At 69.4% G+C, this 24531-nt stretch carries 24 protein-coding genes; 13 read left to right on the top strand and 11 right to left on the bottom strand.

The features are described 5' to 3' along the window. Positions 1 to 119: 119 nt before the first annotated feature. The 4 genes from rpsG to pgm all read right to left on the bottom strand — a co-directional run bounded on the left by rpsG (position 120) and on the right by pgm (position 3477). On the bottom strand, positions 120 to 590 hold the full coding sequence (rpsG, locus tag DAETH_RS01900; RefSeq protein WP_264776261.1) for a 30S ribosomal protein S7: 471 nt from the start codon (positions 588 to 590) through the stop codon (positions 120 to 122). A gap of 109 nt (positions 591 to 699) precedes the next feature. Continuing rightward, a complete protein-coding gene (gene rpsL / locus DAETH_RS01895) occupies positions 700 to 1104 on the bottom strand; it encodes a 30S ribosomal protein S12 (protein ID WP_264777367.1) in 405 nt (134 codons plus the stop codon). Positions 1105 to 1387: 283 nt separating this feature from the next. After that, positions 1388 to 1837, bottom strand: a complete 450-nt coding sequence (locus DAETH_RS01890) for a hypothetical protein (RefSeq protein ID WP_264776260.1) — start codon at positions 1835 to 1837, stop codon at positions 1388 to 1390. Further along, positions 1834 to 3477, bottom strand: a complete 1644-nt coding sequence (gene pgm / locus DAETH_RS01885; protein WP_264776259.1) for a phosphoglucomutase (alpha-D-glucose-1,6-bisphosphate-dependent) — start codon at positions 3475 to 3477, stop codon at positions 1834 to 1836. Before pgm ends, DAETH_RS01890 begins: the two co-directional genes overlap by 4 nt. 538 nt (positions 3478 to 4015) lie before the next feature. Between pgm and glpX the strand changes: the two genes are divergently transcribed. Both glpX and wrbA read left to right on the top strand, forming a co-directional pair. Continuing rightward, positions 4016 to 5026, top strand: coding sequence for a class II fructose-bisphosphatase (glpX, locus tag DAETH_RS01880; protein WP_264776258.1), 1011 nt, complete (start codon positions 4016 to 4018; stop codon positions 5024 to 5026). An 85-nt stretch (positions 5027 to 5111) separates the two neighbouring features. Beyond that, positions 5112 to 5720, top strand: coding sequence for an NAD(P)H:quinone oxidoreductase (gene wrbA, locus DAETH_RS01875; protein ID WP_264776257.1), 609 nt, complete (start codon positions 5112 to 5114; stop codon positions 5718 to 5720). Between the two features lie 58 nt (positions 5721 to 5778). Here wrbA and DAETH_RS01870 read toward each other — a convergent pair whose 3' ends face one another. Together DAETH_RS01870 and DAETH_RS01865 are read right to left on the bottom strand one after the other, a co-directional pair. Next, positions 5779 to 6858, bottom strand: coding sequence for a hypothetical protein (locus DAETH_RS01870; RefSeq protein ID WP_264776256.1), 1080 nt, complete (start codon positions 6856 to 6858; stop codon positions 5779 to 5781). A gap of 33 nt (positions 6859 to 6891) precedes the next feature. After that, entirely contained in the window at positions 6892 to 7641 is a 750-nt protein-coding gene (locus DAETH_RS01865) for a metallophosphoesterase family protein (protein ID WP_264776255.1), read from the bottom strand. Between the two features lie 54 nt (positions 7642 to 7695). On the opposite strand from DAETH_RS01865, the gene dcd reads away from it, so the two are divergent. From dcd to DAETH_RS01850, 3 genes are all read left to right on the top strand, one after another. Continuing rightward, positions 7696 to 8259, top strand: a complete 564-nt coding sequence (dcd, locus tag DAETH_RS01860; protein ID WP_264776254.1) for a dCTP deaminase — start codon at positions 7696 to 7698, stop codon at positions 8257 to 8259. A gap of 89 nt (positions 8260 to 8348) precedes the next feature. Continuing rightward, positions 8349 to 8528, top strand: coding sequence for a hypothetical protein (locus DAETH_RS01855; RefSeq protein ID WP_264776253.1), 180 nt, complete (start codon positions 8349 to 8351; stop codon positions 8526 to 8528). A gap of 46 nt (positions 8529 to 8574) precedes the next feature. Continuing rightward, positions 8575 to 8964, top strand: coding sequence for a DoxX family protein (locus tag DAETH_RS01850; protein ID WP_406585099.1), 390 nt, complete (start codon positions 8575 to 8577; stop codon positions 8962 to 8964). Here the strand turns inward: DAETH_RS01850 and DAETH_RS01845 are convergent. Both DAETH_RS01845 and DAETH_RS01840 read right to left on the bottom strand, forming a co-directional pair. Beyond that, on the bottom strand, positions 8961 to 9398 hold the full coding sequence (locus DAETH_RS01845) for an acyl-CoA thioesterase (protein ID WP_264776252.1): 438 nt from the start codon (positions 9396 to 9398) through the stop codon (positions 8961 to 8963). The two genes, DAETH_RS01850 and DAETH_RS01845, sit on opposite strands and share 4 nt — an antisense overlap. 22 nt (positions 9399 to 9420) lie before the next feature. Then, complete coding sequence (locus DAETH_RS01840; protein WP_264776251.1) at positions 9421 to 10002, bottom strand: DoxX family membrane protein; 582 nt, start codon at positions 10000 to 10002, stop codon at positions 9421 to 9423. Positions 10003 to 10112: 110 nt separating this feature from the next. Between DAETH_RS01840 and DAETH_RS01835 the strand changes: the two genes are divergently transcribed. Both DAETH_RS01835 and DAETH_RS01830 read left to right on the top strand, forming a co-directional pair. Further along, the gene (locus DAETH_RS01835; RefSeq protein WP_264776250.1) at positions 10113 to 11282 is read left to right on the top strand and encodes an acetyl-CoA C-acetyltransferase; all 1170 of its coding nucleotides are present in this window, start codon (positions 10113 to 10115) and stop codon (positions 11280 to 11282) included. A gap of 34 nt (positions 11283 to 11316) precedes the next feature. Beyond that, positions 11317 to 12609, top strand: coding sequence for an ankyrin repeat domain-containing protein (locus tag DAETH_RS01830; RefSeq protein WP_264776249.1), 1293 nt, complete (start codon positions 11317 to 11319; stop codon positions 12607 to 12609). A gap of 83 nt (positions 12610 to 12692) precedes the next feature. Here DAETH_RS01830 and DAETH_RS01825 read toward each other — a convergent pair whose 3' ends face one another. Both DAETH_RS01825 and aceE read right to left on the bottom strand, forming a co-directional pair. Beyond that, positions 12693 to 14537, bottom strand: a complete 1845-nt coding sequence (locus DAETH_RS01825; protein ID WP_264776248.1) for a 2-oxo acid dehydrogenase subunit E2 — start codon at positions 14535 to 14537, stop codon at positions 12693 to 12695. A gap of 121 nt (positions 14538 to 14658) precedes the next feature. Then, positions 14659 to 17376, bottom strand: coding sequence for a pyruvate dehydrogenase (acetyl-transferring), homodimeric type (aceE, locus tag DAETH_RS01820; protein WP_264776247.1), 2718 nt, complete (start codon positions 17374 to 17376; stop codon positions 14659 to 14661). A gap of 148 nt (positions 17377 to 17524) precedes the next feature. Here aceE and DAETH_RS01815 point away from each other — a divergent pair, with 148 nt between their 5' ends. The 6 genes from DAETH_RS01815 to DAETH_RS01790 all read left to right on the top strand — a co-directional run bounded on the left by DAETH_RS01815 (position 17525) and on the right by DAETH_RS01790 (position 23122). Beyond that, the gene (locus DAETH_RS01815) at positions 17525 to 18421 is read left to right on the top strand and encodes a LysR family transcriptional regulator (protein WP_264776246.1); all 897 of its coding nucleotides are present in this window, start codon (positions 17525 to 17527) and stop codon (positions 18419 to 18421) included. 514 nt (positions 18422 to 18935) lie between these two features. Further along, positions 18936 to 20951, top strand: a complete 2016-nt coding sequence (gene uvrB / locus DAETH_RS01810; RefSeq protein ID WP_264776245.1) for an excinuclease ABC subunit UvrB — start codon at positions 18936 to 18938, stop codon at positions 20949 to 20951. 24 nt (positions 20952 to 20975) lie between these two features. Beyond that, entirely contained in the window at positions 20976 to 21665 is a 690-nt protein-coding gene (locus DAETH_RS01805) for a Uma2 family endonuclease (protein ID WP_264776244.1), read from the top strand. Positions 21666 to 21705: 40 nt separating this feature from the next. Then, positions 21706 to 22116 (top strand): putative dsRNA-binding protein, encoded by a 411-nt coding sequence (locus DAETH_RS01800; protein ID WP_264776243.1) that lies wholly within the window; start codon positions 21706 to 21708, stop codon positions 22114 to 22116. Further along, positions 22113 to 22781 carry an HAD family hydrolase gene (locus DAETH_RS01795; protein ID WP_264776242.1) on the top strand — a complete coding sequence of 223 codons (669 nt, stop codon included), beginning with the start codon at positions 22113 to 22115 and terminating at the stop codon, positions 22779 to 22781. The genes DAETH_RS01800 and DAETH_RS01795 overlap by 4 nt, the downstream gene beginning before the upstream one ends. Then, positions 22778 to 23122, top strand: coding sequence for a YraN family protein (locus DAETH_RS01790; protein WP_264776241.1), 345 nt, complete (start codon positions 22778 to 22780; stop codon positions 23120 to 23122). Before DAETH_RS01795 ends, DAETH_RS01790 begins: the two co-directional genes overlap by 4 nt. Positions 23123 to 23128: 6 nt before the next feature. Here the strand turns inward: DAETH_RS01790 and DAETH_RS01785 are convergent, their stop codons facing one another. Beyond that, entirely contained in the window at positions 23129 to 24400 is a 1272-nt protein-coding gene (locus DAETH_RS01785) for a hydroxyacid-oxoacid transhydrogenase (protein ID WP_264776240.1), read from the bottom strand. Positions 24401 to 24531: the final 131 nt, after the last annotated feature.

The following is a 24531-nucleotide window of genomic DNA, read 5'->3' as shown; positions in this document are numbered from 1 at the left end:
CCTTGGGCTGGTTGGGGTTGGCTTTCAGCTTTCAGCCATCAGCCGTCAGCAGGAGCTGAGTTGGCTGACGGCTGACCGCTGAAGGCTGACGGCTCGAACTCGCCGCCCTGCCCGCTCGTTTACCAGCGGTAGTGCGCGTAGGCGCGGTTAGCTTCCGCCATGCGCTCCACGTCGTCTTTCTTCTTGATAGACCCGCCCCGGCCCTGCGCGGCGTCCATGATCTCGCCCGCCAGCCGCTCGATGGCGGTGCGTTCGGCACGGCCCTCGGTCGCGGACAGCATCCAGCGCAGCGTCAGGCTCTGCTGACGGCGGACGCTCACCTCGACGGGCACCTGGTAGGTCGAGCCACCGACGCGGCGGCTGCGGACCTCGACCCGGGGCTTGACGTTGTCGTAGGCCTGCTTGAAGACCTTGAGGGGCTCCTGACCGGTGCGCTCCTGCACGAGGCGGCAGGCCCCGTAGAAGATGCGGCTGGCGAGGTTCTTCTTGCCATCCCGCATGATGCGGTTGATCATCGCGCTGACCAGCACGTCCTGGTACACCAGGTCCGGCTGGATGGGGCGCACTTCTGCTCTGCGGCGACGTGCCATATTCGCTCCTTAACCCTTGACTCGGTACATGGGCCTCACCCCCGTGGGGACGGCCTGATCCCGCCTGGCGGCGGGGGCTCATTCCTCCCCCGCTCACCTAGTAACGGGGTTACTTCTTCTTGCCAGCGGCGGCAGCGGCGCCCGCCTTGGGCTTCTTGGTGCCGTACTTGCTGCGGCTCTTGTTGCGGTCCTTCACGCCCTGGGTGTCGAGCGAGCCGCGCACGATGTGGTAACGCACGCCGGGCAGGTCCTTCACACGGCCGCCACGGATCAGCACGACGCTGTGCTCCTGGAGGTTGTGGCCTTCGCCGGGGATGTACGCCGTGACCTCGAAGCCGCTGGAGAGCCGGACGCGGGCGATCTTGCGCAGCGCCGAGTTGGGCTTCTTGGGGGTGGTGGTCTTCACGACGGTGCAGACCCCACGGCGGAAGGGGCTTCCCTTGAGGGCCGGAACCTTGCTCTTCTTGGGCAGGACGGCGCGCCCCTTGCGGAGCAGTTGTTGAACGGTAGGCAGGGCAATCACTCCTAGTCTTGACAGAGAAGTCTTGTGCGGAGGCCCGCCCACTCCTGGGGGCAGGCACGGGTTGGAGGGCCTGAGGCTTGAAGAACCTGGGACCCGAGGTGATCGACGCGCCGTGCCTGGACCGTCAGCATCGGTTATGGACGAGAAAGAAGAGCGGCGCGCGTGCCGAGAAACTTTCCGGTGCAACCCTGTCCCGGTCAGTTTTCAACCTGAGGAGTATACCCCGCCGGGGGAAGGCGGCGCAAGGACAGCAACTGTGTGGTCGGGCCGCCGGTCAGCCCTCCTCCACCCCCCCGTCCTCGTGGACGCGCAATCGGGGCGTGCCGAGGGGCAGGGAGAGGGTGAGCGTCCGCAGGTACGCCTGCATGGGCCCGGGCATCTCGGAGAGCCCGATGGGGGTGCGCGGCGCCGCGACCAGGCGGTAGACGCCCGGCTCGCCCGGCACGTGGTCGTACACGTAGGCGCCCCGGCGCTGCGGCGGCGTGAGATGGTCGTCGAACCCTCCCGCCGGGGCGTTGGGCTCCTCGCGCTCGGGGCGGGTGTCGATCCAGACGTGGACCGCTTCCAGAAGTTCCTCGGACGCCAGCGCCGCCTCCGGGACGTGGGGGTCGCCCGCCGCCAGGAATTGCGCGACGTGCCCGCGCTCGTCGGTGGCGAACCAGTCGAACTCGACGCCCGTGATCTCCTCGCGGGTGATGACGGTGTGCTCTCCCGGCACGCTCACGCCGCCCCTCCTGCCTGAAAAGCCGCCGCGACGACCTCACGCGCCTCCTCCATGACCTGTCTGAGGTGGCCCTCGCCCTTGAAGCTCTCCGCGTAAATCTTGTACACGTCCTCGGTGCCGCTGGGGCGGGCGGCGAACCAGGCGTGTTCGGTCGTCACCTTCAGCCCGCCGATGGGCTCGTTGTTGCCGGGCGCGCGGGTGAGCTTGGCGGTGATGGGGTCGCCCGCCAGGGTGGAGGCGGTGACCTGCTCCGGGGAGAGGTTGGCGAGCACCTTCTTCTGCTCGGAGTTGGCGGGGGCGTCCTGGCGGTCGTAGGCGGTGGAACCGTACTTCTGGGTGAGAGCGGCGAAGCGCTGGCTGGGCGTCTGCCCCGTCTTCGCCGTGATCTCGGCGGCGAGAAGGCCGGGGATGAGGCCGTCCTTGTCGGTGCTCCACGCACCCCCGTTCATGCGCAGGAAGCTCGCGCCAGCCGACTCCTCGCCGCCGAAGCCCAGGGAGCCGGTGAGCAGGCCCTCCACGAAGTATTTGAAGCCGACGGGCACCTCCACCAGCCGTCGCCCGATGCCTGCCGCCACCCGGTCGATCAGGGCGCTGGAAACGAGTGTCTTGCCGACTCCCGCGTCCGCGCTCCAGTCAGGGCGGTTCTGGAAGAGGTAGTCGATCATGACGGCGAGGTAGTGGTTGGGGTTCATCAACCCGTCGGCGGTGACGATGCCGTGGCGGTCGGCGTCGGGGTCGTTGCCCACGGCCACGTCGTAGTCGCCCTTGAGCGCCAGGAGGCTCGCCATCGCCCAGGGGCTGGAGCAGTCCATGCGAATCTTGCCGTCGCGGTCCACGGTCATGAAGGCGAAGCGGGGGTCGACCTGCTCGTTCACGATGGTCAGGTTGAGGTCGTACTGCGCCTGAATCGCCTCCCACACGGGCAGGCTGCTCCCGCCGAGGGGATCGACGCCGAGGTGCACGCCGCTTCCCCGGATCGCGTCGAGGTCCACGACCTCCCCGAGTTCGGAGACGTACGGCGCGATGAAGTCGAAGGGGTCAAGGCCCGCCAGCGCGTCGTCGAGGTTGACCCTTCTCACCTCGCTCAGCCCGCCCTCCAGGATCGCGTTCGCCCGGTTCTGCACTGCCCTCGTCACGTCGGTGTCGGCGGGGCCGCCGCTGGGGGGGTTGTACTTGAAGCCGCCGTCCTGCGGGGGATTGTGGCTGGGGGTGATGACGATGCCGTCCGCCGTGCCCCCCTGCCCCGCCCGGTTGTGGTTCAGGATCGCGTGGCTGACGAGGGGAGTGGGCGTGAAGAAGCCCGGCTGAGCGCACACCCGCACCCCGTTGGCGACCAGCACCTCCAGCGCCGACATCCAGGCGGGCTCGCTGAGGGCGTGAGTGTCGAGCCCCATGTAGAGCGGCCCGGTGATGCCCGCCGAGGCGCGGTGCTCGGCGACGGCCTGGGCGACCGCGAGGATGTGCGCCTCGTTGAAGGTACCGTTCAGGGACGTCCCCCGGTGCCCGCTCGTGCCGAAGGCGACCCGCTGCGCCGCGTTCCCCACGTCAGGCCGCGTCTCGTAGTAGCGGGCGACCAGCCGGGGGATGTTCGTCAGGAGGCTCTGCGGGGCTCTCTTACCGGCGAGGTCGCTGAGGGTCATGGGGGCAGTGTAAGCAGTGCCCCGCAGGCGGGCCCCGTTCGGGCAAGACAGCGTGAACACGGACGCGGAAAGCCCTGCCTCTCCCCTGTTACCCTCGTGCCATGCGCGAGTTTCTGAACGATTGGTGGCGCCTGATCAAGCTGATCGCCCTGTCGCTGGCGGTCCCGGTGATCCTGTGGCTGCTGCTGGTGTGGGCGGGCGTGCTGCGGTAGACGTACGCGGGCGACCCTCGCAGAGAGCCTGCGCCGGGCGCCCCGGTTCTGTGAGGGTGCCCATCCATGCCTCTGAGCGGTTTGGACAGGTGCCGTGGTCCGGCCCCGGGCCGGGAAGACGCCGGGCCCGCCGAACAGTGGAAGACGCGGGTGTGGGCTCCCGCCCCGCACCTTCACGCCAGGGGCCGCTTTGCCCGGTTGGTCGCCTGACGGCGCGGGGAGAGGCTGAGAGGCTGTCGGTGCAAGACGGCCCCTGACCCCGGTGTGAGGACAGGGTGGAACCGCTCCCGGCGCCGGTTTTTACCTCTCCGTGGTACGGTCCGGGCATGACGGGCAACACCAAGAAGGCGGGCGCGACTCCCAGGACGGACAGCTTCGAGCACGCGCTCGTGCTGGAGACGGCGCGCGTAACGGAGGGGGCGGCCCTCGCCGCGAGCCGCTGGGTCGGCATGGGCGACAAGAACGCGGTGGACGGCGCAGGCACCGAGGCGATGCGCGAACTGCTCAACTCACTCGACATCCGGGGCACGGTGGTCATCGGCGAGGGCGAGATGGACGAGGCGCCCATGCTCTACATCGGGGAACAGCTCGGAACGGGGCAGTACGAGGTGGACATCGCCGTTGACCCGGTGGAGGGCACCGTCGTCACCGCCAAGGGGCTGCCCAACGGCTTGGCGGTGATCGCCCTCTCCGAGCGGGGCGGGCTGATGCACGCGCCCGACTGCTACATGGACAAGCTCGTGGTGCCGCCCCCCGCCGCCGGGCGCGTGAACCTCGACTGGCCGGTGGAGGCGAACCTCAGCGTCCTCGCCCAGAGCCTCGACCGGGACGTGGAGGACCTGCTGGTGACCATCCTTGACCGCGAGCGGCACGCGGACCTGATTCAGAAGGTGCGGGGGGCGGGGGCGCGGGTGAAGCTCATCGGTGACGGCGACGTGGTGGCGAGCCTGGCGGTCGGGGTGCGCGGCACGGGCGTCCACGCGCTGATGGGCTCGGGCGGGGCGCCGGAGGGCGTGCTCAGCGCGGCGGCGATGAAGTGCTTGGGCGCGGAAATCCAGGGCCGCTTCCTCGCCGAGGACGACGCGATGCGGGGGCGCTTCAGAGCAATGGGTGTGGACGAGGAGCGCGTCTACAAGACGAACGACCTCGCCCCCGGCTCGCAGATCGTCTTCAGCGCGACCGGCATCACCTACGGCGAACTCCTGAGCGGGGTGCGCCGCTTCGGCGGGGGCGCCCGCACCCACACCGTCGTGATGGGCTACGCGAGCCGGGTGGTGCGCTTCATCGACAGCGTTCACCTTGAAGACGACAAGGCGCGGGTGACGATCCGGGTCTGAGCGGAGCCCCGCTCAAGCTCTGCCTTGAGAACTTCACAGATTGTTTAACGTTGAATCAAGAGGGCCTCCGAGTTAGGGTGGGGCTATGACAAGCCCTGCTCCTGTCCGCATGACCATCGTCTACTACTCCACCTACGGGACGAACCACCAGATGGCGGAGGTGGCTGCCGAGGCCGCGCGCGAGGCCGGGGCGGAGGTGCGGCTGGTCAAGGCGCGCGAGACGGCCCCGCAGGAGGTGGTGAACGGCCAGGACGCCTGGAAGGCCCAGCAGGAGCGCGCGGCGCACGTCCCGGAGGCCACCCTGGCCGACCTGGAGAACGTGGACGCCATCATGTTCAGCTCCCCCACCCGCTTCGGCGGCGCGGCGAGCCAGCTTCGCGCCTACATCGACACGCTGGGTCCGCTGTGGGGCTCGGGCGCGCTGGCGGACAAGACCTTCAGTGCCATGACGAGCGCGCAAAACCCCAACGGCGGGCAGGAGACGACCCTCCAGACCCTCTACGTGATGGCGATGCACTGGGGCGCGATCATCGTGCCGCCCGGCTACACCGACCCCGCCATCTTCGCCTCGGGCGGCAACCCCTACGGCGCGAGCGTCACGGCGAACGGGCAGCCCCTGAGCGAGGAGGACAAGGCGTCCATCCGCCACCAGGCCCGCCGCCAGGTCGAGATCACCCGCAAGCTCAAGGGCTGAAGCTGAAGTCACGGGCGCTTCGGGGACCCCGGGGCGCTCCTTATTTTTGATGTTTGCCTCAGCGGGGGTAGAGGTCACGGAAGTACGTTCCCTGCGGGTTCGCCCGGTCGCCCAGGGAGGCGAAGGGAAGCGTGACCGTGTCGGCGCACGCGGTGACGACGTGCGGCAGGCTCGTCGGCGTGAGGGCCAGCCCCCCGGGGGTGAGGTGGGCGGTAAGTTTCAGATCGGGGTCCGCCAGCACCTCCCGGCACTCGCCATCCGCGCCGCTGCGAGTGAGGTACAGGGTCCGCAGGCGCATGGGCGTCAACCCCGGCCAGATCGCCGTGACGGGCACCTCGCGGCCGGTGGCGCGGTCAAGAATCAGGCCCACGTCGAAGCCGTCGGGATGGGCGCCGCCGCAGAAGTAGCCCGCGCTCTCGAACACGCTCAGGAGCCGGGGGCTGCGGAAGGTCACCTCTGCACTCAGCACGTAGGCTTCCTCTCCCGCCCCGGCCAGCCGGGCGCGGCAGTCAAGGGCGTTCGCGGCGTGGACGAGTTGCCGGTCTTGCAGGGCGGCGTCGAGGGCCGCGCTCCCTCCCGGCAGACGTGGGTATCGTATCCCGCTGAGCGACTCACGGACGCTGGCACCCCCCGCCTCCTTCACCCAGGCGCGGTTGAGTTTGAGAAAGGCGAGCGGGTCGGAGGCCCGCAACTTCCTCAACCCCGGGGAATCGGGGAGGTTGAGCGGCAGGCGCGTCACGTCCAGCGGGGCGAGCGTGACGGGCAGGGTTCTTTTCCCGTCCGGACTGGTCCAGCTTCCCCGCAGCCCCGTTCCGGCCCGCTCCAGACGCAGGCAGCCGGTGACCTCCGTGCCCGAGAGCGTCCAGACCTCTTCCCGCAGGAGCAGGGTCTCCCGCTGGTGGGTGGGCACCAGGGTGATGTTCACGCCCCGCCGCTCGTAGAAGTAGCGGGCGCGCTCGCCGTCGTCCCCGGGTCCCAGCCGCAGGGCGACGGGCCCGCCGCCGAGCGTTCCCCAGAAGACGCCCGGCCCCGCCCAGGCCGGAACTCCCGGCTGCCCCCGGCACGCGACCGGGGCGCCCTGTGCCAGGGCCGACGAACCCAGCGCCAGCCCCACGACCGCTCCCACCACTCTGCGCATGGGAACAGCGTACCGGTTGCCCCCGGCTCCGGGTCACCCACCGCGCACGTCGAAGGTCCCAGAGCGCAGGATCGCCGCCTGGTCCGTTCCGAAGGGCGTGTGGGCGAAGGACCACCGGACGGCGGCCTCGACGTCGTACGCCACCGCCCGGAACTCGGCGGCCCACCCGTCCCGGCGGCGTTCGAGGAGCGTCCAGCGGGCGCGCGGGTCGCCGTCCACCTGATCGCTCACGGCCCCCGCGTTCACGACGAGGGTATCCCCCACGCGGGTGGCGCCGGGGCGGTGGGTGTGGCCGCACAGCACGACCTCGGCGGCCAGCGGCTCCACCAGGGCGCGCAACTCGCGGGGATCACGGGCGCGATAGAAGCCTCCGCCCGCCGGATCGGGCTGCCACACCCACAGCAGGCTGTCCCAGGTGCTCCCCGGTGTGCCGTGGCAGGCGAAGAGGGCGCCGCCGGGGGCGCGGGCCGTGAGGGGCAGGGCCGCCACCCGGGCGAGCAACGCGGCGTCCACATGCGCCTCCAGCCACGCCCCGTACAGGCGGCTCAGCGGTGAGCGGCGCCCGCCCGGCCACAGCTTCTCCTCGTTGTTGCCGCGCACCTCCAGCGCCCCCGCCGCCGCCAGTTCCGCCTGCATCCGCGCGGCGCGCTCGGGGTCCGCCGAGCCCTCGACCTGATCGCCGAGGTTGACGGTGAGGTCGGGGGTCGAGGCCCGCACCTCCCGCAGCACGGCCTCCAGCGCGAAGGCGTTGCCGTGTACGTCGCCGATCACCGCCACCCTCACCCGCCGCGCCTCACGCGTGCAGGCTAGCGTCTCCCGCCCGCTAGGATGCGGCCCATGAGCATCCTCCCGGACTGGCGCATCCGCGAACTCGCCCGAGCGGGCATGATCGAGCCCTTCGAGGACCGCCTCGTGCGGACCACCGAGAACGCCAGCGTGATCAGCTACGGCCTGAGTTCCTTCGGTTACGACCTGCGCTGCGCCGACGAGTGGAAGGTTTTCACCAACGCGCACGGCAACACCATCGTGGACCCCAAGGCGTTCGACCAGCGGGCTTTTATCGACATCCGGTCAAAAGAAATTATTATTCCGCCGAATTCATTTGTTCTGGCCCGCAGCCTGGAGTATATGCGGATTCCCAACAATATTATGGTTGTAGCATTAGGAAAATCCACGTATGCACGTTGCGGTATCGTCGCCAACGTAACACCTCTGGAACCGGGCTGGGAGGGCCATGTCACACTCGAATTCAGCAACACGACGCCTCTTCCGGCGAAGATGTACGCCAACGAGGGGTGCGTACAACTCCTCTTCTTCGAGGGCGAGCGACCGGAAATGACGTACGGAGACCGCAACGGAAAGTACCAGGGCCAGACCGGAGTCACCCTGCCTCGCCTGTGATCCGCCCGCACCCCGAGACCGGCCCGTCCCTTAACGTCCGCTGGGGCTTCTCTCTTCCGGCCGTGTCGGTCGCGTGACACGCTGCCCTCATGCCGGACAAAGACGACAAGAACAGCGGCCACACCAGCCAGCCCGGGGAGTACGAGCGAAACAAGCAGGAGGTCCACGAGCGCGAGGCGGGGGGCGCACGCAATACCGAGCACGACGGGCGCAAGGAGTCGAAGGACGTGGAGGAGGCCCGCAACGTCCCCGCGAGCAAGCAGGGCTGAGGTGAATGGAGGGCCGGGGGCCGGGCCTGGTGTCCGGCCCCTTCCGCTGGCCCGGAGACCAGAGACGGGTGGTCTTCCCGCCCCCGGGGTCCTCCTCCTCGCCGCCCTGTTCGTGGGGGCTGGGGTGCTGCACTTCCTGAGGCCGGAACCCTTCGACCGGATCGTCCCGCTCTGGGTGCCGATGCCCCCGCGCACGGCCACCCTCGTCAGCGGCGCGGCGGAGATCGCGGGCGGGCTGGGCCTGCTGCACCCGACCACGCGCCCCGCCGCCCGGTGGTGGCTGCTCGCGCTGCTCGTCGCCGTGTTCCCGGCGAACGTTCAGATGGCGTGGCACGCCGAGCGTTTCCGCCCCCTGCCCGAGTGGTCGCTGTGGGCCCGCCTGCCGCTTCAACCGCTGCTCATGATCTGGGTGTGGCGGGCGGGGAGGAGAGGCTAGCCGACCCGCAGATCCTCCAGGGCGGCACGGAAGGCGGCAGGCAACTCGGTCGGTCGGCGCGTCTCCCGGTCCACGTAGACGTGGACGAAGTGCCCCTGCGCGCAGGCGGCGTCCTCCCCTTCCCGGAAGACGGCGAGTTCGTACCGGACGCTGCTGCGGCCCAGGTGCGCCACCCGCACGCCGACGCCGAGGGTCTCCGGGAAGGTGGCGGGGGCGAAGAAGGCGCAGCCCGTCTCGACCACGAGGCCGATCACCGCTCCCCCCTGGACGTCCAGCGCCCCCCGGGCGGCAAGGTAGGCGTTCACGGCGGTATCGAAGTAGGCGTAGTAGATGACGTTGTTGACGTGGCCGTACACGTCGTTGTCCGCCCAGCGGGTCGGGGTGGGGTGGTGGTAGGGGTAGGCGGTGCGCGCTTCGGGGGTGGGGCGGGCCATGCGCCGAGCCTAGCGCCGCCCGTCAGGAGGGGCCCGCCGTCCTCCCCCCGGCGGGCCGGGGAGCCGCGAGCGACGAGCTGAAGACGCCCAGGCGCGGCAGCACCCAGCGGTCGAGGCCCCACCACCCCGCCACACGCCACGCGAGCACGAGCCACGTCGCCAGGATGAACAGCAGGGGGTTGCTTGAGAGGGTGCCCGCCAGCGGGAAGTTCGCGTTCATCAGCCCGCCGAAGAAGGCCGCGACGCCCGTGAGCAGACCCAGGATCAGCGCGAGGCCGACCGCGAGTTCCCCGAAGGCCACGAGGGACGAGAACAGGGTCGCGTTGGGTAGCGCGACGTTCCCGATGAACCACCCGTACCATCCGGCCACGGAGGGGTGCTCGCCGCCCGTCTTCTCCAACGCGCCGTGCAGGAAACCGGTGATGGCTGTTCCCGCCCGGGCTCCCACCCAGGCCGGGTCGGTGACCTTGTGCCAGCCCGCCTCCAGCCACTGCCAGCCCACGTACACGCGGATGAGCGCCCAGAGGGGAGCGAGGCGAATGTCGGCGAAGAGCAGGCGGGAGAGCCAGGGTTCATGCACGGTGCGAACCGAAGTGGTGGTCATGGCGTGCTCCTTGTCGGGCGAGTCTTCCCGGGCAAGATCGTCCCGCCGCCCCATTACCGGGCCGTTACGGGGTCACCTGGCCGTGTAACGCCCCCCGCTAGACTGCCCTCATGGATAAAGTGGTGATCACGGCGGCGAAGCGCACGCCGATTGGAAGTTTTCTGGGCAGCCTCGCCGAGGTCAGCGCCGCCGACCTCGGCGTGACGGTGACGAAGGCTGTCCTGGATGGAGTCAAGGGCGACGACGTGGCGGATGTCATCGTCGGCAACGTCTTGCAGGCCGGGCAGGGCATGAACGTCGCCCGCCAGGTCGCCGTGGGGTCGGGCCTTCCCCAGCACGTCCCCGGGCTGACGGTGAACCGGGTCTGCGGCTCCGGTCTCCAGGCCGTCATCTCCGCCGTCCAGGGCTTGAGGTCCGGGGACGGCAAGCTCTACCTCGCGGGCGGCACCGAGAGCATGAGCCGTTCTCCCTACCTCCTCCCGCGCGCCCGGCAGGGCTACCGCCTGGGGCACGGGCAGCTCGTGGACTCCATGCTCTCCGAGGGCCTGACCGACGCCTTCCACGACGTGCACATGGGTGTCACCGCCGAGAACATCGCCGCGCAGTGGAACCTGGGCCGTGAGGAGCAGGACGCCTTCGCCCTGGACACCCAACACCGTGCCGCTCGTGCCATCGAACAGGGGCACTTCAAGGAAGAGATCGTGCCCGTGGAGGTGCCGGGCAGGAAGGGGCCCACCCTCTTCGACACCGACGAGTACCCGCGCGCCACGACTCTGGAGGCCCTCGCCAAGCTGAGGCCCGCCTTCAAGAAGGACGGGACGGTGACGGCCGGAAACGCGAGCGGCCTGAACGACGGGGCGGCGATGCTGATCGTGACGACCGAGGCGTACGCGGGGGCGAACGGGCTGCCGGTGCTGGCGGAGATCGTCAGCTACGCGGCCATCGGGGTCGCTCCGGCGATCATGGGAATCGGCCCGGCCAGGGCGGTTCCCATCGCGCTGGAGAAGGCGGGAATGACGCTGGGGGACGTGGACCTGCTGGAACTCAACGAGGCGTTCGCGTCGCAGAGCCTGGCGGTGATCCGGGACCTGGGGGTGGACCCCTCCAGGGTGAACCTGACGGGCGGGGCGATTGCGCTGGGGCACCCCATCGGGGCGTCGGGGGCGCGGGTGCTCACTACCCTGATCCACACCCTGCGGCGCGAGGGCAAGGAGACGGGGGTGGCGAGCCTGTGCATTGGCGGCGGCATGGGCATTGCGATGGTGGTGCGGGTGAGGTGAGGAGGGCTCCGGACCGGGCGCCTACCATGACCCCATGACCCACCCCGCCCACGACCAGGCCCTCTTCGCCGCCCTCCAGACGAACGACGAGGCAACTGTCCACGCGCTGCTGGAACACGACCCCGCCCTCCTGCGCGCCGTCAGCCCAATGGGCGTTTCTCCCGTCCTCTTCGCCACGTACTACGGAAAGCACGATTTGGCCCGCGTGCTGGTCGAGAGGATGCGGGAGGCGGGCCTGCTCCTGACCGTGTTCGAGGCCGCCGCGACCGGGGAACTGGCCTCCCTGCGGCGGAATCTCGACGAGCGGCCCGACATCATGGACGCCACCAGCCCCGACGGCTTCACGCCGCTCGGCCTCGCCGCCTTCTTCGGGCGGGAGGAGGTGGCCGCCGAACTGCTGGCGCGGGGGGCGGACGTGAACCGGGCGAGCACGAACGCTATGGGTGCCCGGCCCCTCCACTCCGCCGTCGCGGGTGACCACACCGCCCTTGCCCTGCGGCTCCTCGCGGCGGGGGCGGAGGTGAACGCCCCGCAGCACGGCGGCTTCACGCCCCTGCTCGGCGCGGCGCAGAACGGGAACCTGATGCTGGTGGAGGCGCTGCTCACAGCGGGCGCGGACCCGGGGGCGCGGACGGAGGACGGACGGGACGCGGCGCACCTCGCCCGCGAGGAGGGGCACCGGGACGTGCTGGAGATTCTGAGCGGGGGGCGGCACGACGCTGAAGAAAGCCGGAAGGTGCCCCTCACGGCTGCGCGGGACACTGGGGGCATGACGAACAACGGCGACGGACGCGGAATCGACGCCCCCCCCGGGCCTCCCACCGGGGAGCCGGTCAACGAGCTGACGGGGCGGCCCGACCACCACACGGGGTACCAGGCCCCCGACCCGAAGGACACTTCCCAGCCCTTCTACACGACCACACCCGCCGAGGACCGGGTCAGCAGCTCCAACGAGCACAAGTACGAGTCCGTGGAGATTCCGGACCCCGAGGAGGTCACCGGGCAGTTCGACCGGCTCGCCACCCGTGATCCGGGCGCGATGGAGCACCAGCTTCAGGCCCCCGAATTCGCGGGCGCCCAGACGGTCGGCCCCGGGCTCGACAGCGCCACCCTGGACGCTGCGGTCCCCATGGGCCTGGGGGTGAGCGCCAGCCTCGCCACCGTGGACGAGCGCCAGCGCACGGCCGTCGACCCCAACCCCGGCTACACCCCACCCAGCCAGGAAGTGCCCCCCCACCTCGGCTCCACCCCCGGCGACCTCCCCCCCGGCGTCCGCCCCGAGGTGCAGGACGCGGTGCGCGGCGACGGCGATCCCAAAGACTCGTAACGTTCCAGCCCAAAACCAAACCCCCGCCACTCGGACGGGGGCTTTCTGCTGACGGCTGACCGTTGAGAGCTGACCGCTCCCCGCTACAGGCTGATCAGAAACGGGTCCTCCAACGTCTCGCAGATCGCCCGCACGAAGCGCGCGGCGTCGGCCCCGTCGATCAGGCGGTGGTCGTACGTCAGCGAGAGGGGCAGCATGTTGCGGGGCTCGAAGCTACCCGTCTCCTTGTTCCACACCGGCTTGAAACCGCCGCGCGACACGCCGAGGATGGCGACCTCCGGCGCGTTCACGATGGGCGTGAAGGCGTGGCCGCCGATGCCGCCGAGGTTGGAGATGGTGAAGGTCGCCCCCTGCATCTCGTCGGGCCTCAGCTTGCGCTCGCGGGCCTTCCCGGCGAGTTCGCTGATCTCCAGCACGATCTCGGTGATGCTCTTGCGGTCGGCGTCCTTGAGGACAGGGACGAGCAGGCCCTGGGGAGTGTCCACCGCCACGCCGAGGTTCACGTAGTCCTTGTAGACGACCTGCTGGGCGGCGAGGTCGAGCGAGGCGTTGAACTTGGGGAACTTGCGCAGCACGTTCGCCACGACCTTCATCAGGATGTGGGTCATCGTGAGCTTGCCGCCCGCCTTCTCGACCCGCGCCCCGAACTGCCGCCGCGTCTCCTCCATCCGGGTCACGTCCGCCTTGTCGAAGTGCGTGACCATCGGGATGGTCGTCCACGAGGTCGTCATGGAGCGGATCGTCGCCTTGCGGATGCCGCTCATGTCCTCGCGGCGCACCGTGCCCCACCGCTCGAAGTTGGGGAGGGGAGCGGCGGGAGCGGGAGCGGGAGGTGCTGCCGGGGCAGGAGTGGGCTGGGCAGGGGCGGGAGTCGGAGCCGGGGCGGGCTGGGAAGCGGGGGCAGGCGTAGGTGCGGGAGCCTTCGCCGCCGCCGCGCTCCGCCGCACGTCCTCCTCGCTGATGCGCCCGGCGGTCCCGGTGCCCTGGACGCTCCGCAGGCCCACCCCGAGTTCACGGGCCAGGCGGCGCACGCTGGGCGAGGCGGGAAGCACCGGGCGACCGTCGAAGGTGGGCGGGGTCGGCGAGGTAGTGGCGACGGTCGGTCCCGGCGTGGCGGCCTGTTCCTTCTGCGCCTCTACCTGAGCCTGCGCGACCCGGTTCGCCGTGTTCGGGTCCTCGGCCACGGTGGAGCTGTCGGGCTCGGCGGCGGGGCCGACCACACCGGGCGAGTCGCTCATCTGCGCCGTGCTGTCCTGGCCGGGGGCGGGCTGGGAGGGGGCCGAGGGCGCTCCTCCTCCCGTCAGCGTCAGGATGACCCCGCCGACGCTCAGCGAGTCGCCCACCTTCACCCGCACGTCCTCCACCGTCCCGGCGGCGCTCGCGGGAACCTCGACTACGGCCTTGTCCGTCTCGATCTCGATGACGGGTTGACCCTCGGTGATCGTGTCGCCAGGTCTGACGAGCACCGTGACGACCGTGCCCTGCTCGATGTTGTCGCCCACGTCGGGGAGGGTGACCTGGGGGCCGCCGCCACCTCCGCCCGTTCCAGCCGTGCCCCCGGTCGGCTGCCCGGCCTGCTCCTTCTGCGCGTCCACCTGGGCCTGCGCGACACGGTTCGCGGTGCCGGGGTCGGCGGCGGTCGTGGGGGCATCGGGTTCGGCAGCGGGGACATTCGCGGCGGGGGCGGCGTCACCTCCGGCCAGGGTCAGGATCGTGCCACCCACGGGCACGGTGTCGCCGACCTTCACCCCCACGTTCTCGACCGTGCCGCCCTGGCTCGCCGGAACCTCCACCACGGCCTTGTCGGTCTCGATCTCGATGATGGGCTGGCCTTCTTGAATCGTGTCGCCGGGCTTCACAAGGACCGTGACGACGGTGCCCTGCTCGATGTTGTCCCCCACATCGGGGAGTTTGATTTCGGTCGCCATGCTGGACGCTCCTTGAGAATTGAGAAGGCGAACGGGGAAAGAGCCCCGGGCCGGGAGCCTGTGGAGGCCGCTCGGCCCCCATCTTGTCCACAGCTCCGGGGCCCGGGTTGTTTCCCAACCCTTAACGCACCGCCGGGTTCATCCGCTCGGGGTCGATGCCCAGCTCGGTGATCGCCTTCTGAACCACGTCTCCCTTCACCTGCCCGCCTTGCTGGAGGGCGTACAGGGTGGCGAGGACGACGTGCCGCGCGTCCACCTCGAAGAAGTCGCGCAGTTCTTCGCGGGCCTCGCTCCTCCCGAAGCCGTCGGTCCCCAGCGTCCACACCTTGCGGTCGAGGTGCCCGTTCAGGCCGTCCGCGCCGAGCTTCACGTAGTCGCTCACCGAGATCAGCACGCCGGGGGCGTTCTCTTTGCTCAGTTGCGAGGCGACGTAGCTCACCCCCGGCTTCTCGGTCGGGTGCAGCATGTTGTGGCGCTGGACCGCCAGGGCCTCCTGGTGGAGTTCCTTGTAACTCGTCACGCTCCACACGTCGGCGGCGACGCCATACGCTTCGAGCTTCTGCACCGCCTCCAATGCCGCGCCCATCGCCGGGCCGCTGGCGAGAATCTGGGCGCGGAGCTTAACCTTCTTGTTTCCGCTCGCCTGAAAGCGGTACATGCCCCGGATGATGCCGTCACGAATTTCCTCGTGGCTGCGCCCGTCCTCGGGCATAGCGGGCTGGACCTCGTTCTCGTTGTCGATGGTGACGTAGTAGAACTCGTCGATCCCGTCCACGTACATCCGCTGGATGCCGCGCTCCACGATCACCGCGAGTTCGTAGGCGAAGGCGGGGTCGTACACCTTGAGGTTGGGCACCACGTACGCCTGAAGCAGACTGTTGCCGTCCTGGTGCTGCAACCCCTCGCCCGCCAGGGTGGTGCGGCCCGCCGTCGCCCCGAAGAGGAAGCCCCGCGCCCGCTGATCGGCGGCGGCCCACACGAGATCGCCGATGCGCTGCATCCCGAACATCGAGTAGAAGACGTAGAAGGGGATGGTGGGCACGCCGTGGTTCGCGTAGCTCGTCGCGGCGGCGATCCAGGAGGCCATCGCGCCGTCTTCCGTGATGCCTTCCTCCAGCATCTGCCCGTCCACGCTCTCCTTGTAGGCCATCAGCGACCCGGCATCGACCGGCTGGTACGTCTGCCCGCGCGGTGAGTAGATGCCGATGCGCGGCACCAGCGCGTCCATGCCGAAGGTACGCGCCTCGTCCGGTACGATGGGTACGATGTATTTGCCGATGCCCTTGTCGCGCAGCAGCTTGCTGATGACCTGCACGGCGGCCATCGTGGTGCTCACCGCGCGGCCCTTGCTCCCGGCGGCGAACTCCTCGTAGAACTCACCGGTCGGCACGGTGGGGTGCGGGTAGTCTACCCGGCGCTCGGGCACGAAGCCGCCCAGCGCGGCGCGGCGTTCCAGCGCGTACTTCACCTCCGGCGAGTCGGGGCCGGGGTTGTAGAAGTCAAGGTGTTCGACCTGCTCGTCGGTCAGGGGCAGCTCCAGCAGGTCGCGCAGGTTCTTCAGCGCGTCGAACTCCAGCTTCTTGACCTGGTGGGCGACGTTACGCGCCTGCGCCGTCTCGCCCAGGCCGTAGCCCTTCACCGTGCGGGCGATGATGACGGTCGGGCTGCCCCGGTGCTCGGTGGCCTGCCTGTACGCCGCGTAAATCTTCTTCACGTCGTGGCCGCCCCGGTTGAGCAGCTCCAGGTCGGCATCCGTCCAGCCCTCGATGAGAGATTGGAGTTCGGGCGTGTTGAAGAACTTCTCGCGCAGCTCCTTGCCGCCGAAGGCCGCGTAACGCTGCGACTCGCCGTCCACCAGCGCCTCGAAGCGCTTGACGATGGCGCCGTTGTAGTCCTTGGCGAGCAGCTCGTCCCACTTCGAGTCCCACACGACCTTGATGACGTTCCAGCCCGCCCCCCGGAAGAGGGCCTCGAACTCCTGAATTACCTTGGAGTTGGCGCGCACCGGCCCGTCGAGGCGCTGGAGGTTGGCGTTCAGGACGAAGACGATGTTGTCGAGGTTCTCGTACGCGGCGAATCGGAGGGCGCCGGTGCTCTGAGGCTCGTCCATCTCGCCGTCGCCCAGGAAGGCCCAGACCTTCGCGTCGCCCTTCTCGCGCAGGCCCCGGTTTTCGAGGTACTTGATGAACCGCGCCTGATAGATCGCCTGGATAGGACCCAACCCCATGCTGACGGTCGGGAACTCCCAGTAGTGCGGCATCAGCCAGGGGTGGGGGTAGCTCGATAAGCCGGGGCCGTCCGGGCTGAGTTCCCGGCGGAAGTTATTGAGCTGCGCCTCGCTGAAGCGGCCCTCTAGGAAGGAGCGGGCGTAGATGCCCGGGCTGCCGTGCCCCTGGAAGAAGATCAGGTCGCGGCTGGCGCCCGCCCCGTGCCCCCGGAAGAAGTGGTTGAAGCCGACCTCGTACAGCTCGGCGCTGCTCGCGTAGGTGGCGAGGTGGCCGCCGATGCCGTCACTCTTCTTGTTCGCCTTGACGACCATCGCCACGGCGTTCCAGCGGATGATGTTGCGGATGCGGCGTTCGAGTTCTAGGTCGCCGGGATACTCGGGCTGCTGGTCGGCGTCGATGGTGTTGATGTAGGGCGTGTTCTGCTTGAACTGGATGGGCGCCCCGTGGAAGTAGGCGTAATGGTCGAGGTCTTCGAGGAGCTGCGCCGCCCGGTCGTCGCCCGCGTTGGCGAAGACGTACGCGAGCGAGTCGAGCCACTCCTGCGTCTCCACATTGTTGAGCTGTTCGCGTTCCTGCGGGGACAAGCCTGCACGCGGTGGCACTTTCGTCATGCGGCTAGTGTAGGGCCCGGAATTCACCCCTTCCAACAGGGGGAAACCCAATCATTCACCAGACTGAATGGTAAGTATGACAAGCTGGGAAGGTAGGAGAGGGAAGCACACTTGCCCCCGTGTCACTCCTCCCCGGAAAGGCCTGCACATGGAACTGCGCCACCTCCGTCATTTCGTCGCCCTCGCCGAGGAGGAACATTTCGGGCGGGCCGCCGAGCGCGTCTTCGTGGTGCAGCAGGCGCTGTCGAACTCCATCCGCAACCTGGAGGACGAGGTGGGCGTGCCCCTCGTGCTGCGGACCACGCGGCGGGTGCAACTCACCCCGGCGGGGCGCGAGTTCCTGATCGGCGCGCGGGAGACGCTGGCACAGGCGGCGCAGACGGTGGAGCGGGCGCGGCGGGCGGCGCGGGGCGAGGTGGGGCACCTGACGGTGGGCTTCGTGAGCGGCTTGGCCTTCGGCGGCCTGCCGGAGATCGTGCGCTCCTTCCGCGAGTTGTACCCGAACGTCAGCGTGGACCTGCGCGAACTCACCGCCCAGGAGCAGGAGGCAGCCCTGCGCGGCGGGCAGATCGAACTCGGCCTGATGCTGCTGCCCGTGCGCGACCCCGGCTTCGACTCACGTCCCCTCTGGCGGCAGCCCCTCGTCGCCGCGCTGCCCGCCGGGCATCCCCTGGCCCGCAAGCGGCGCCTGAAGGTCGGGGACCTCGCCGGGGAACGCTTCGTCTTCTTCCCCCGCCACCTGCGCGCCACCTACTTCGATCAGGTCATGCGCTGGTGTGCCGCCTCGGGCTTCACCCCCAACGTCGTGCAGGAGGCCATCGAGATTCCTACCCTGCTCTCGCTCGTGGCGGCGGGCATCGGCGTCTTCCTGCCCATCGAGTTCTTCAGCCGCCTCGCCCTGCCCGGCGTGGTCTACCGCCCGCTGGAGGACGCGCCCGTGGTCGAAATCGTCGCGGTGTGGCGGCGGGAGGCAGGAAGGGACCCCACGCTGCGGGCGTTCCTGACGGTGGCGCGGGAGGCGTTGGAGAAGGGGGAGGATAAGTAGCAAAAAGATGGGGTGTTGAGGTAGTGAGGGGCGCTGGGGGACGCTCGGTTCACCCCCTCCCAGCCTCCCCCCTCAAGGGGGAGGGGCAAAAAGAGCGAGGGCTTGTGCGCTGTTTAAACCGTCAATAGGGACGCCCTATGAGTGCTTGTCGAGATTCTGGAGGCGTACATCAAGTACCGCCCCAGTTTAAACCGTCAATAGGGACGCCCTATGAGTGCTTGTGACTGGACGGTCCTGGCCCACGGCCACGTCGGCTCGCGCAGCGAGACGGTGGGCTAGCCGATGGGAGGCGACAAGATCAGACCTTGCGTTCAGAAAGACACGTCCACCTTAGCCTTCCGTGTGCCCTTGCCGAGCGCAGCGACCAGCTCCCCCTGCCCCCTCGGGGGGTAGGGGGCTGGGGGGTGGGGGCAAGCCGTCGCAAGATGCTCTGCCCCTCCCGCCCCTTCACCCAGCCGAAAGGCCTACTCCCCCACCCTTCCCACTGACTACGTTGTAGGCGTAAAATAAAAGGATGCTACGGGTAAAGTCCGACTTCACCCCCTCCGGAGACCAGCCGACCGCCATTCGCAGTCTGGTGGACGGCCTGGAGTCGGGCCTGCGCTTCCAGACCCTGCTCGGCGCGACGGGCACGGGCAAGACCTACTCGATGGCAAAGGTCATCGAGGAGACGGGCCGCCCCGCCCTCGTCATGGCGCCCAACAAGATTCTGACCGCCCAGCTCGCCGCCGAGTTCCGCGAGTTCTTCCCCGAGGCGGCGGTCGAGTTCTTCATCTCCTACTACGACTACTACCAGCCAGAAGCTTACGTGCCTGGTAAGGACCTCTTCATCGAGAAGGACGCCTCCATCAACCAGGAGATCGAGCGGCTGCGGCACTCGACGACCCGCAGCCTCCTGACCCGCCGGGACACCATCGTCGTCGCGTCGGTGTCGTGCATCTATGGCCTGGGCGACCCCGCCGAGTACCGGGCGCTGAACCTGATTCTGAAGGTGGGCGAGAAGGTGAGCCGCGACGAGATTCTGGGGCGCCTCGTCACCATGCAGTACGAGCGCAACGACCTGGAGATGAGCCCGGGCCGCTTCCGCGCCAAGGGCGACACGGTGGAGGTCTGGCCGAGCTACGACGAGCAGCCCCTGCGGATCGAGCTGTGGGGCGACGACGTGGACCGCATTCAGGTCGTCCACCCGGTCACGGGCGACAGGCTGGGCGACCTCGACGCCACCATCGTCTACCCCGCTAAGCACTACGTCTCCAGCGCGGGGAACATCGAGCGGGCCATCGTGACGATCCAGCAGGAACTCGACGAGCGGCTCGAATACTTCAAGTCGGTGGGCAAGCTGCTCGAAGCGCAGCGCATCAAGGAACGGACCCTCTACGACCTGGAGATGCTCAAGGTGTTGGGCTACTGCTCGGGCATCGAGAACTACTCGCGGCACATCGACGGTCGGGTGCCGGGCGCAACACCCTACACCATGCTCGACTACTTCCCGGACGACTTCGTGACCTTCATCGACGAGTCGCACGTCACCGTGCCGCAGATCGGCGGGATGGCGAACGGCGACCGGGCGCGCAAGCAGACGCTGGTGGACTACGGCTTCCGCCTGCCATCGGCAATGGACAACCGCCCGCTGAATTTCCAGGAGTTCCTGACGAAGACCGGGCAGACCGTGTTCGTCTCCGCCACCCCCGGCCCCTTCGAGCGAGAAGTAAGCGACGGCGTAGCCGACCAGATCATCCGCCCGACCGGGCTGGTGGACCCGCCCGTCACCGTCAGCCCGATCAAGGGCCAGATCGAGGACCTGCTGGGCCGGGTGCGCGAGCGGGCGGCGAAGGGAGAACGCACCCTCGTCACCACCCTGACGAAGCGGATGGCCGAGGACCTGACCGAGTACATGCTCGAAAAGGGGGTCCGCACCCGCTACATGCACTCCGACATCGACTCGGTGGAGCGGCAGGTCATCATCCGTGACCTCAGACTCGGGCACTACGACGTGCTGGTGGGCATCAACCTGCTGCGCGAGGGACTGGACCTGCCGGAAGTCTCGCTCGTCGCCATCCTCGACGCGGACAAGCCGGGCTTCCTCCGCAGTGAACGTGCGCTGATCCAGACCATCGGACGCGCCGCGCGCAACCTGAACGGCGAGGTCGTGCTGTACGCCGACGAGATCACGCCCGCGATGAGAAGCGCGATGGACGAGACGGCCCGGCGCCGCGAGAAGCAGGTGGCCTACAACCTGGAGCACGGCATCACCCCCACCACCGTCATCAAGGGGGTGCGGAACGTGATTCGCGGTGAGGAAACGCCCGACGAGATCACCTCCGAGAATGTTGGCGGCGACCGCGACGCCCTGACCTCGCAGCTCACCGACCTCGAACTCGACATGTGGCAGGCGTCGGAGGACCTCGACTTCGAGCGGGCCGCGAGCTTACGTGACCAGATTCGGGCCATCGAGGCGAGGCTTCAGGGCAAGGAGTTCAAGCAGGCGACGGTGCCGGGGCAGAAGGTCAGGCGGAAGGGGCGGCGGTAGGACCCCGCCCTGTACCCTTAACCCTTGAGTGATCCCGCCTTCAGACGGATGAGCGTGGAGGAGTATCTCCGTACCGAGGAGAAAAACCCCTACAAGCGCGAATACGTCGGCGGGTTCGTGTATCCGCTCCACGCGCATGCGGGGGCAAGCCGGGCTCATGTCCGTATCAGCGTGAATGTCACCGCCGCACTCAACGCCGACGCGCTGAGAGAGGGCTGCCACCTTTACCAGTCTGATATGAAACTCGCTGTAGAGGGCAACTCCACCTTCTTCTATCCAGACGTGATGCTGGTCTGTGACCGGCTCAGTGGAAGCGAGGATGCCGAGACGGCTCCCTGTCTTCTCGTCGAAGTGCTGTCCTCCAGCACCGCCGCTCACGACCGCGTGGGCAAATACACCGCGCATACCGCCCTTCCCAGCCTCCAGACCTGCCTGATCGTCGAGCAGGACGAGCGGCGCGTGTACGCCTACACGCGGGAGGGTGGCAAGTGGGAGCTTCAGGAACTCGTGGGGCAGGGCAGCATTCCCCTCCCCTGCCTGGGCCGTGCGCTCACCCTGAATGAAATTTATGCCGGGGTGCTTTGGGTCGTAACCCAGCACCAGGCGGCGCTCGGGGCGGATCGGGGCGGAGGGCAGGGCGTCCGGGGCGGGCCGGGTCATGGGGCCTCCGGTGGGCGAGCATACTTGGGGCAGGGACGGGCGGGCTGGACGTGAGGCCGGGCGCACCCCTCCCGGGCACGCTACGCTGGCGGGCATGACGGGCATCAATCCCAAGGGGGACCTGATCGCGCGCCTCACGGCGCTGGGGCTGGGCACGCCGACCTTCGACGCGACCTCGGAGGGTCCGCCGCACGAGCTGACCTTCCACGCGACGGTCACGGTGGCGGGCCGCGTGCTGGGCGAGGGCGAGGGCCGCAACAAGCGCGAGGCCGAACGGGCGGCGGCGGAGGCGGCCCTCGCGGCGCTGGACGCCGGGAGGGGAACGCCCCAGTCGGGCGAGCCGAGCGGCGCGTGGCCCATCTACGCCCCCGTCCTCGCCGAGGCGCTGGAGGTCGCCCTCGAACTCGCGGACGAGGGCGCGGGCGTGGACGACGTGCGCCGGGAGGCCGCCCGCCTGTACCGCGACCTCCTCGCCGACCTCGGGCACGGGCCGGGAGAAGGGTGAGCCTCAAGCTCCCCACCCGACCCGCAGGTGTCCTCTTCGACATGGACGGGGTGCTGATGTCCAACAACGCCTGGCACCGTCAGGCGTGGCAGGAGATCGCCTCCGAACTGCTGGGCCTGACGCTGACCGTCCACGACCTCGACACGAAGGTGGACGGCGGGCGCAACCCCGAGATCATCGAGCGGCTGACCGGGGAGGCGCCGGACGCGGACCTGGCCCTGCGCTTTCACGTCGCCAAGGAGACCCGCTACCGGGACCTGGCGCGCGGGCACCTCCGCGAGGTCCCGGGCCTGGGCGAGTACCTGGACGCGCTGGAGGAGCGCGCCGTCCCCTTCGCCCTCGTCACGAGCGCGGACGCCGTGAACGTCGAGTTCGGGATGGAGGCGCTCTCGCTCGGGCACCGCTTCGGGCCGCGCGTGCTGGGCGAGCACGTCACGCGCGGCAAGCCCCACCCCGAGCCCTTCGAGCGGGGGGCGGCGCTCCTGGGCCTCGATCCCCGGGACTGCCTCGCCCACGAGGACGCCGTCAATGGGGTAAGAAGCGCGGCGGGTGCGGGCTGCACGGTCGTGGCACTGACGACCACGGCTCCCCCCGCCCCCCTGCTCGCGGCGGGCGCGGTGAGGACCGTCCCCGACTTCACCCGCTGGCGAGAGTGGCTGACTTGAAGGGAGCCGACGCCGAGGACCGGGCCGCTGCCCACCTGCAAGCCCTGGGGCGCGAGGTCGTGGCGCGCAACTACCGCATCCCGGGAGGCGAGATCGACCTGATCACCCGCGAGGGCGGAACGCTCGTCTTCACCGAGGTGCGGCAGCGGAAGAACGCCCGCTTCGGGGGCGCCGCCGAGAGTGTCACCGCACGCAAGCTCGCCCTGATGCACCGCGCCGCTGTTACGTACCTGAGCCGTGAGCATGGCCGCGACGACCTCCCCTGCCGCCTGGAGGTGCTGACCATCGACGGCGCGGCGGAGACGGGGAGGGTTACCCTGATCCCCCTGGACGGCGCGTAGCCGGGTCTACCAGTTACTCATCGAGTCGCGGAAAATCTGCGCCAGATCATCGGCAGTCGGAGCCTTCGGCGCGACGGCGAGGAGGCGCTGCTGCTTGAGGGCTCCGTCCACGAGTGCGGGGATGTCAGCCTCGTCGTAGCCGAGTTCGCGCACCCCGCTCGGCGCCCCCACGTCGCGCATCAGGGCGATCAGGGCGTTCGGCAACGCCTCGCGGTCGTTCGGGCTGTACGTCTCGCCCGTCAGGAGGCTCGCGGCCCGCACATGCTTTTCGGGGTCCGCGTCGAAGGTGAAGCGGAAGGCGGCGGGGGCGGTGACGATCACCGAGAAGCCGTGCGGCACGAAGACCTTCTCGCCGGGGTAGCCGGGGTGGCGGTAGACGTGTTTGAGGCCAGCAAGCGGGTACGCGCACGCGTGCGGGATGTGGACGCCCGCCGAGCCGAAGCCCACCCCCGCCATCGTCGCGCTGAGCATCATCAGGCCCCGCGCCTCCACGTCGCCTCCGTCAAGGACGGCGCGGCGGAGGTACTCGCCCCCGTAGCGGATCGCCTGGGCGGACCAGAGGTCGGCGACCGGGTTGCTCCCCTGGTAGGGCGGGCGGTCGTCGGGGCTCGCGGGCCGGGGGCGGCTGGTGTACGGGCGGCCGAGGAAACTCTCAGCGGCGTGGCACACCACGTCGAGCCCCGCCGAGGCGATCACCGCCCCCGGCGCCGAGCGGGTGAGTTCGGGGTCCACGATGGCCTGGGTGGGCCGCATCGCGCGGTGGCTGATCCCCGTCTTGATACCCAACTCGGGCAGGTCAAGAATCGCCACGGTCGTCGCCTCGGACCCCGAGCCCGAGGTCGTCGGGATGGCGAGGAGAGGCCGCAGGGAGGAGGGCGGTTTCCTGCCGCCGCCGATGGGCGGGTTCACGTAATCCATGATCTCCCCGCCGTGCGTGGTGAGGAGGTTGGCGACCTTCGCCGTATCGATGGCGCTGCCCCCCCCGATGGCGACGAAACCGTCCGGGCTCGCCTCGCGCGCCGCCGCCACTGCCCGGTTCAGCGCGCCCAGGCTCGGCTCGGTCTCCACGTCGCCCCACTCGATGAGGTCGGCCCCCGCCGCGCGCAGGCTCTCCAGAATCGGCCCGGCCACCCCCCGCACCCCCGGGTCCACGACCACGAAGGCGCGGCGCACGCCCAGGCGGGCGAGTTCCCACCCCGCGTCCTGCGCGGCGCCCGCCCCGAACTTCACGGGGGTGGCCTCGATGGTGAAGATCGTCTCGTGTTCGCCAGCCGTCATGCGTCACCTCCAGGCAGAGCCAAACTCCAGCCAGATCGTTCTTTTGAAGCCCGGGCAGGCTAGCACCCGTCCCGATACGGCTCAACCGCGCGGCTTGACGCCCCCAGACGAGCCGTTAAGATGAGCCCCAC

The sequence above is a fragment of the Deinococcus aetherius genome, assembly GCF_025997855.1.
Classification (GTDB): Bacteria; Deinococcota; Deinococci; order Deinococcales; family Deinococcaceae; genus Deinococcus; species Deinococcus aetherius.
The sequence above is the reverse complement of the archived record's forward strand: the minus strand, read 5'-3'. Positions and strand labels throughout refer to the sequence as shown.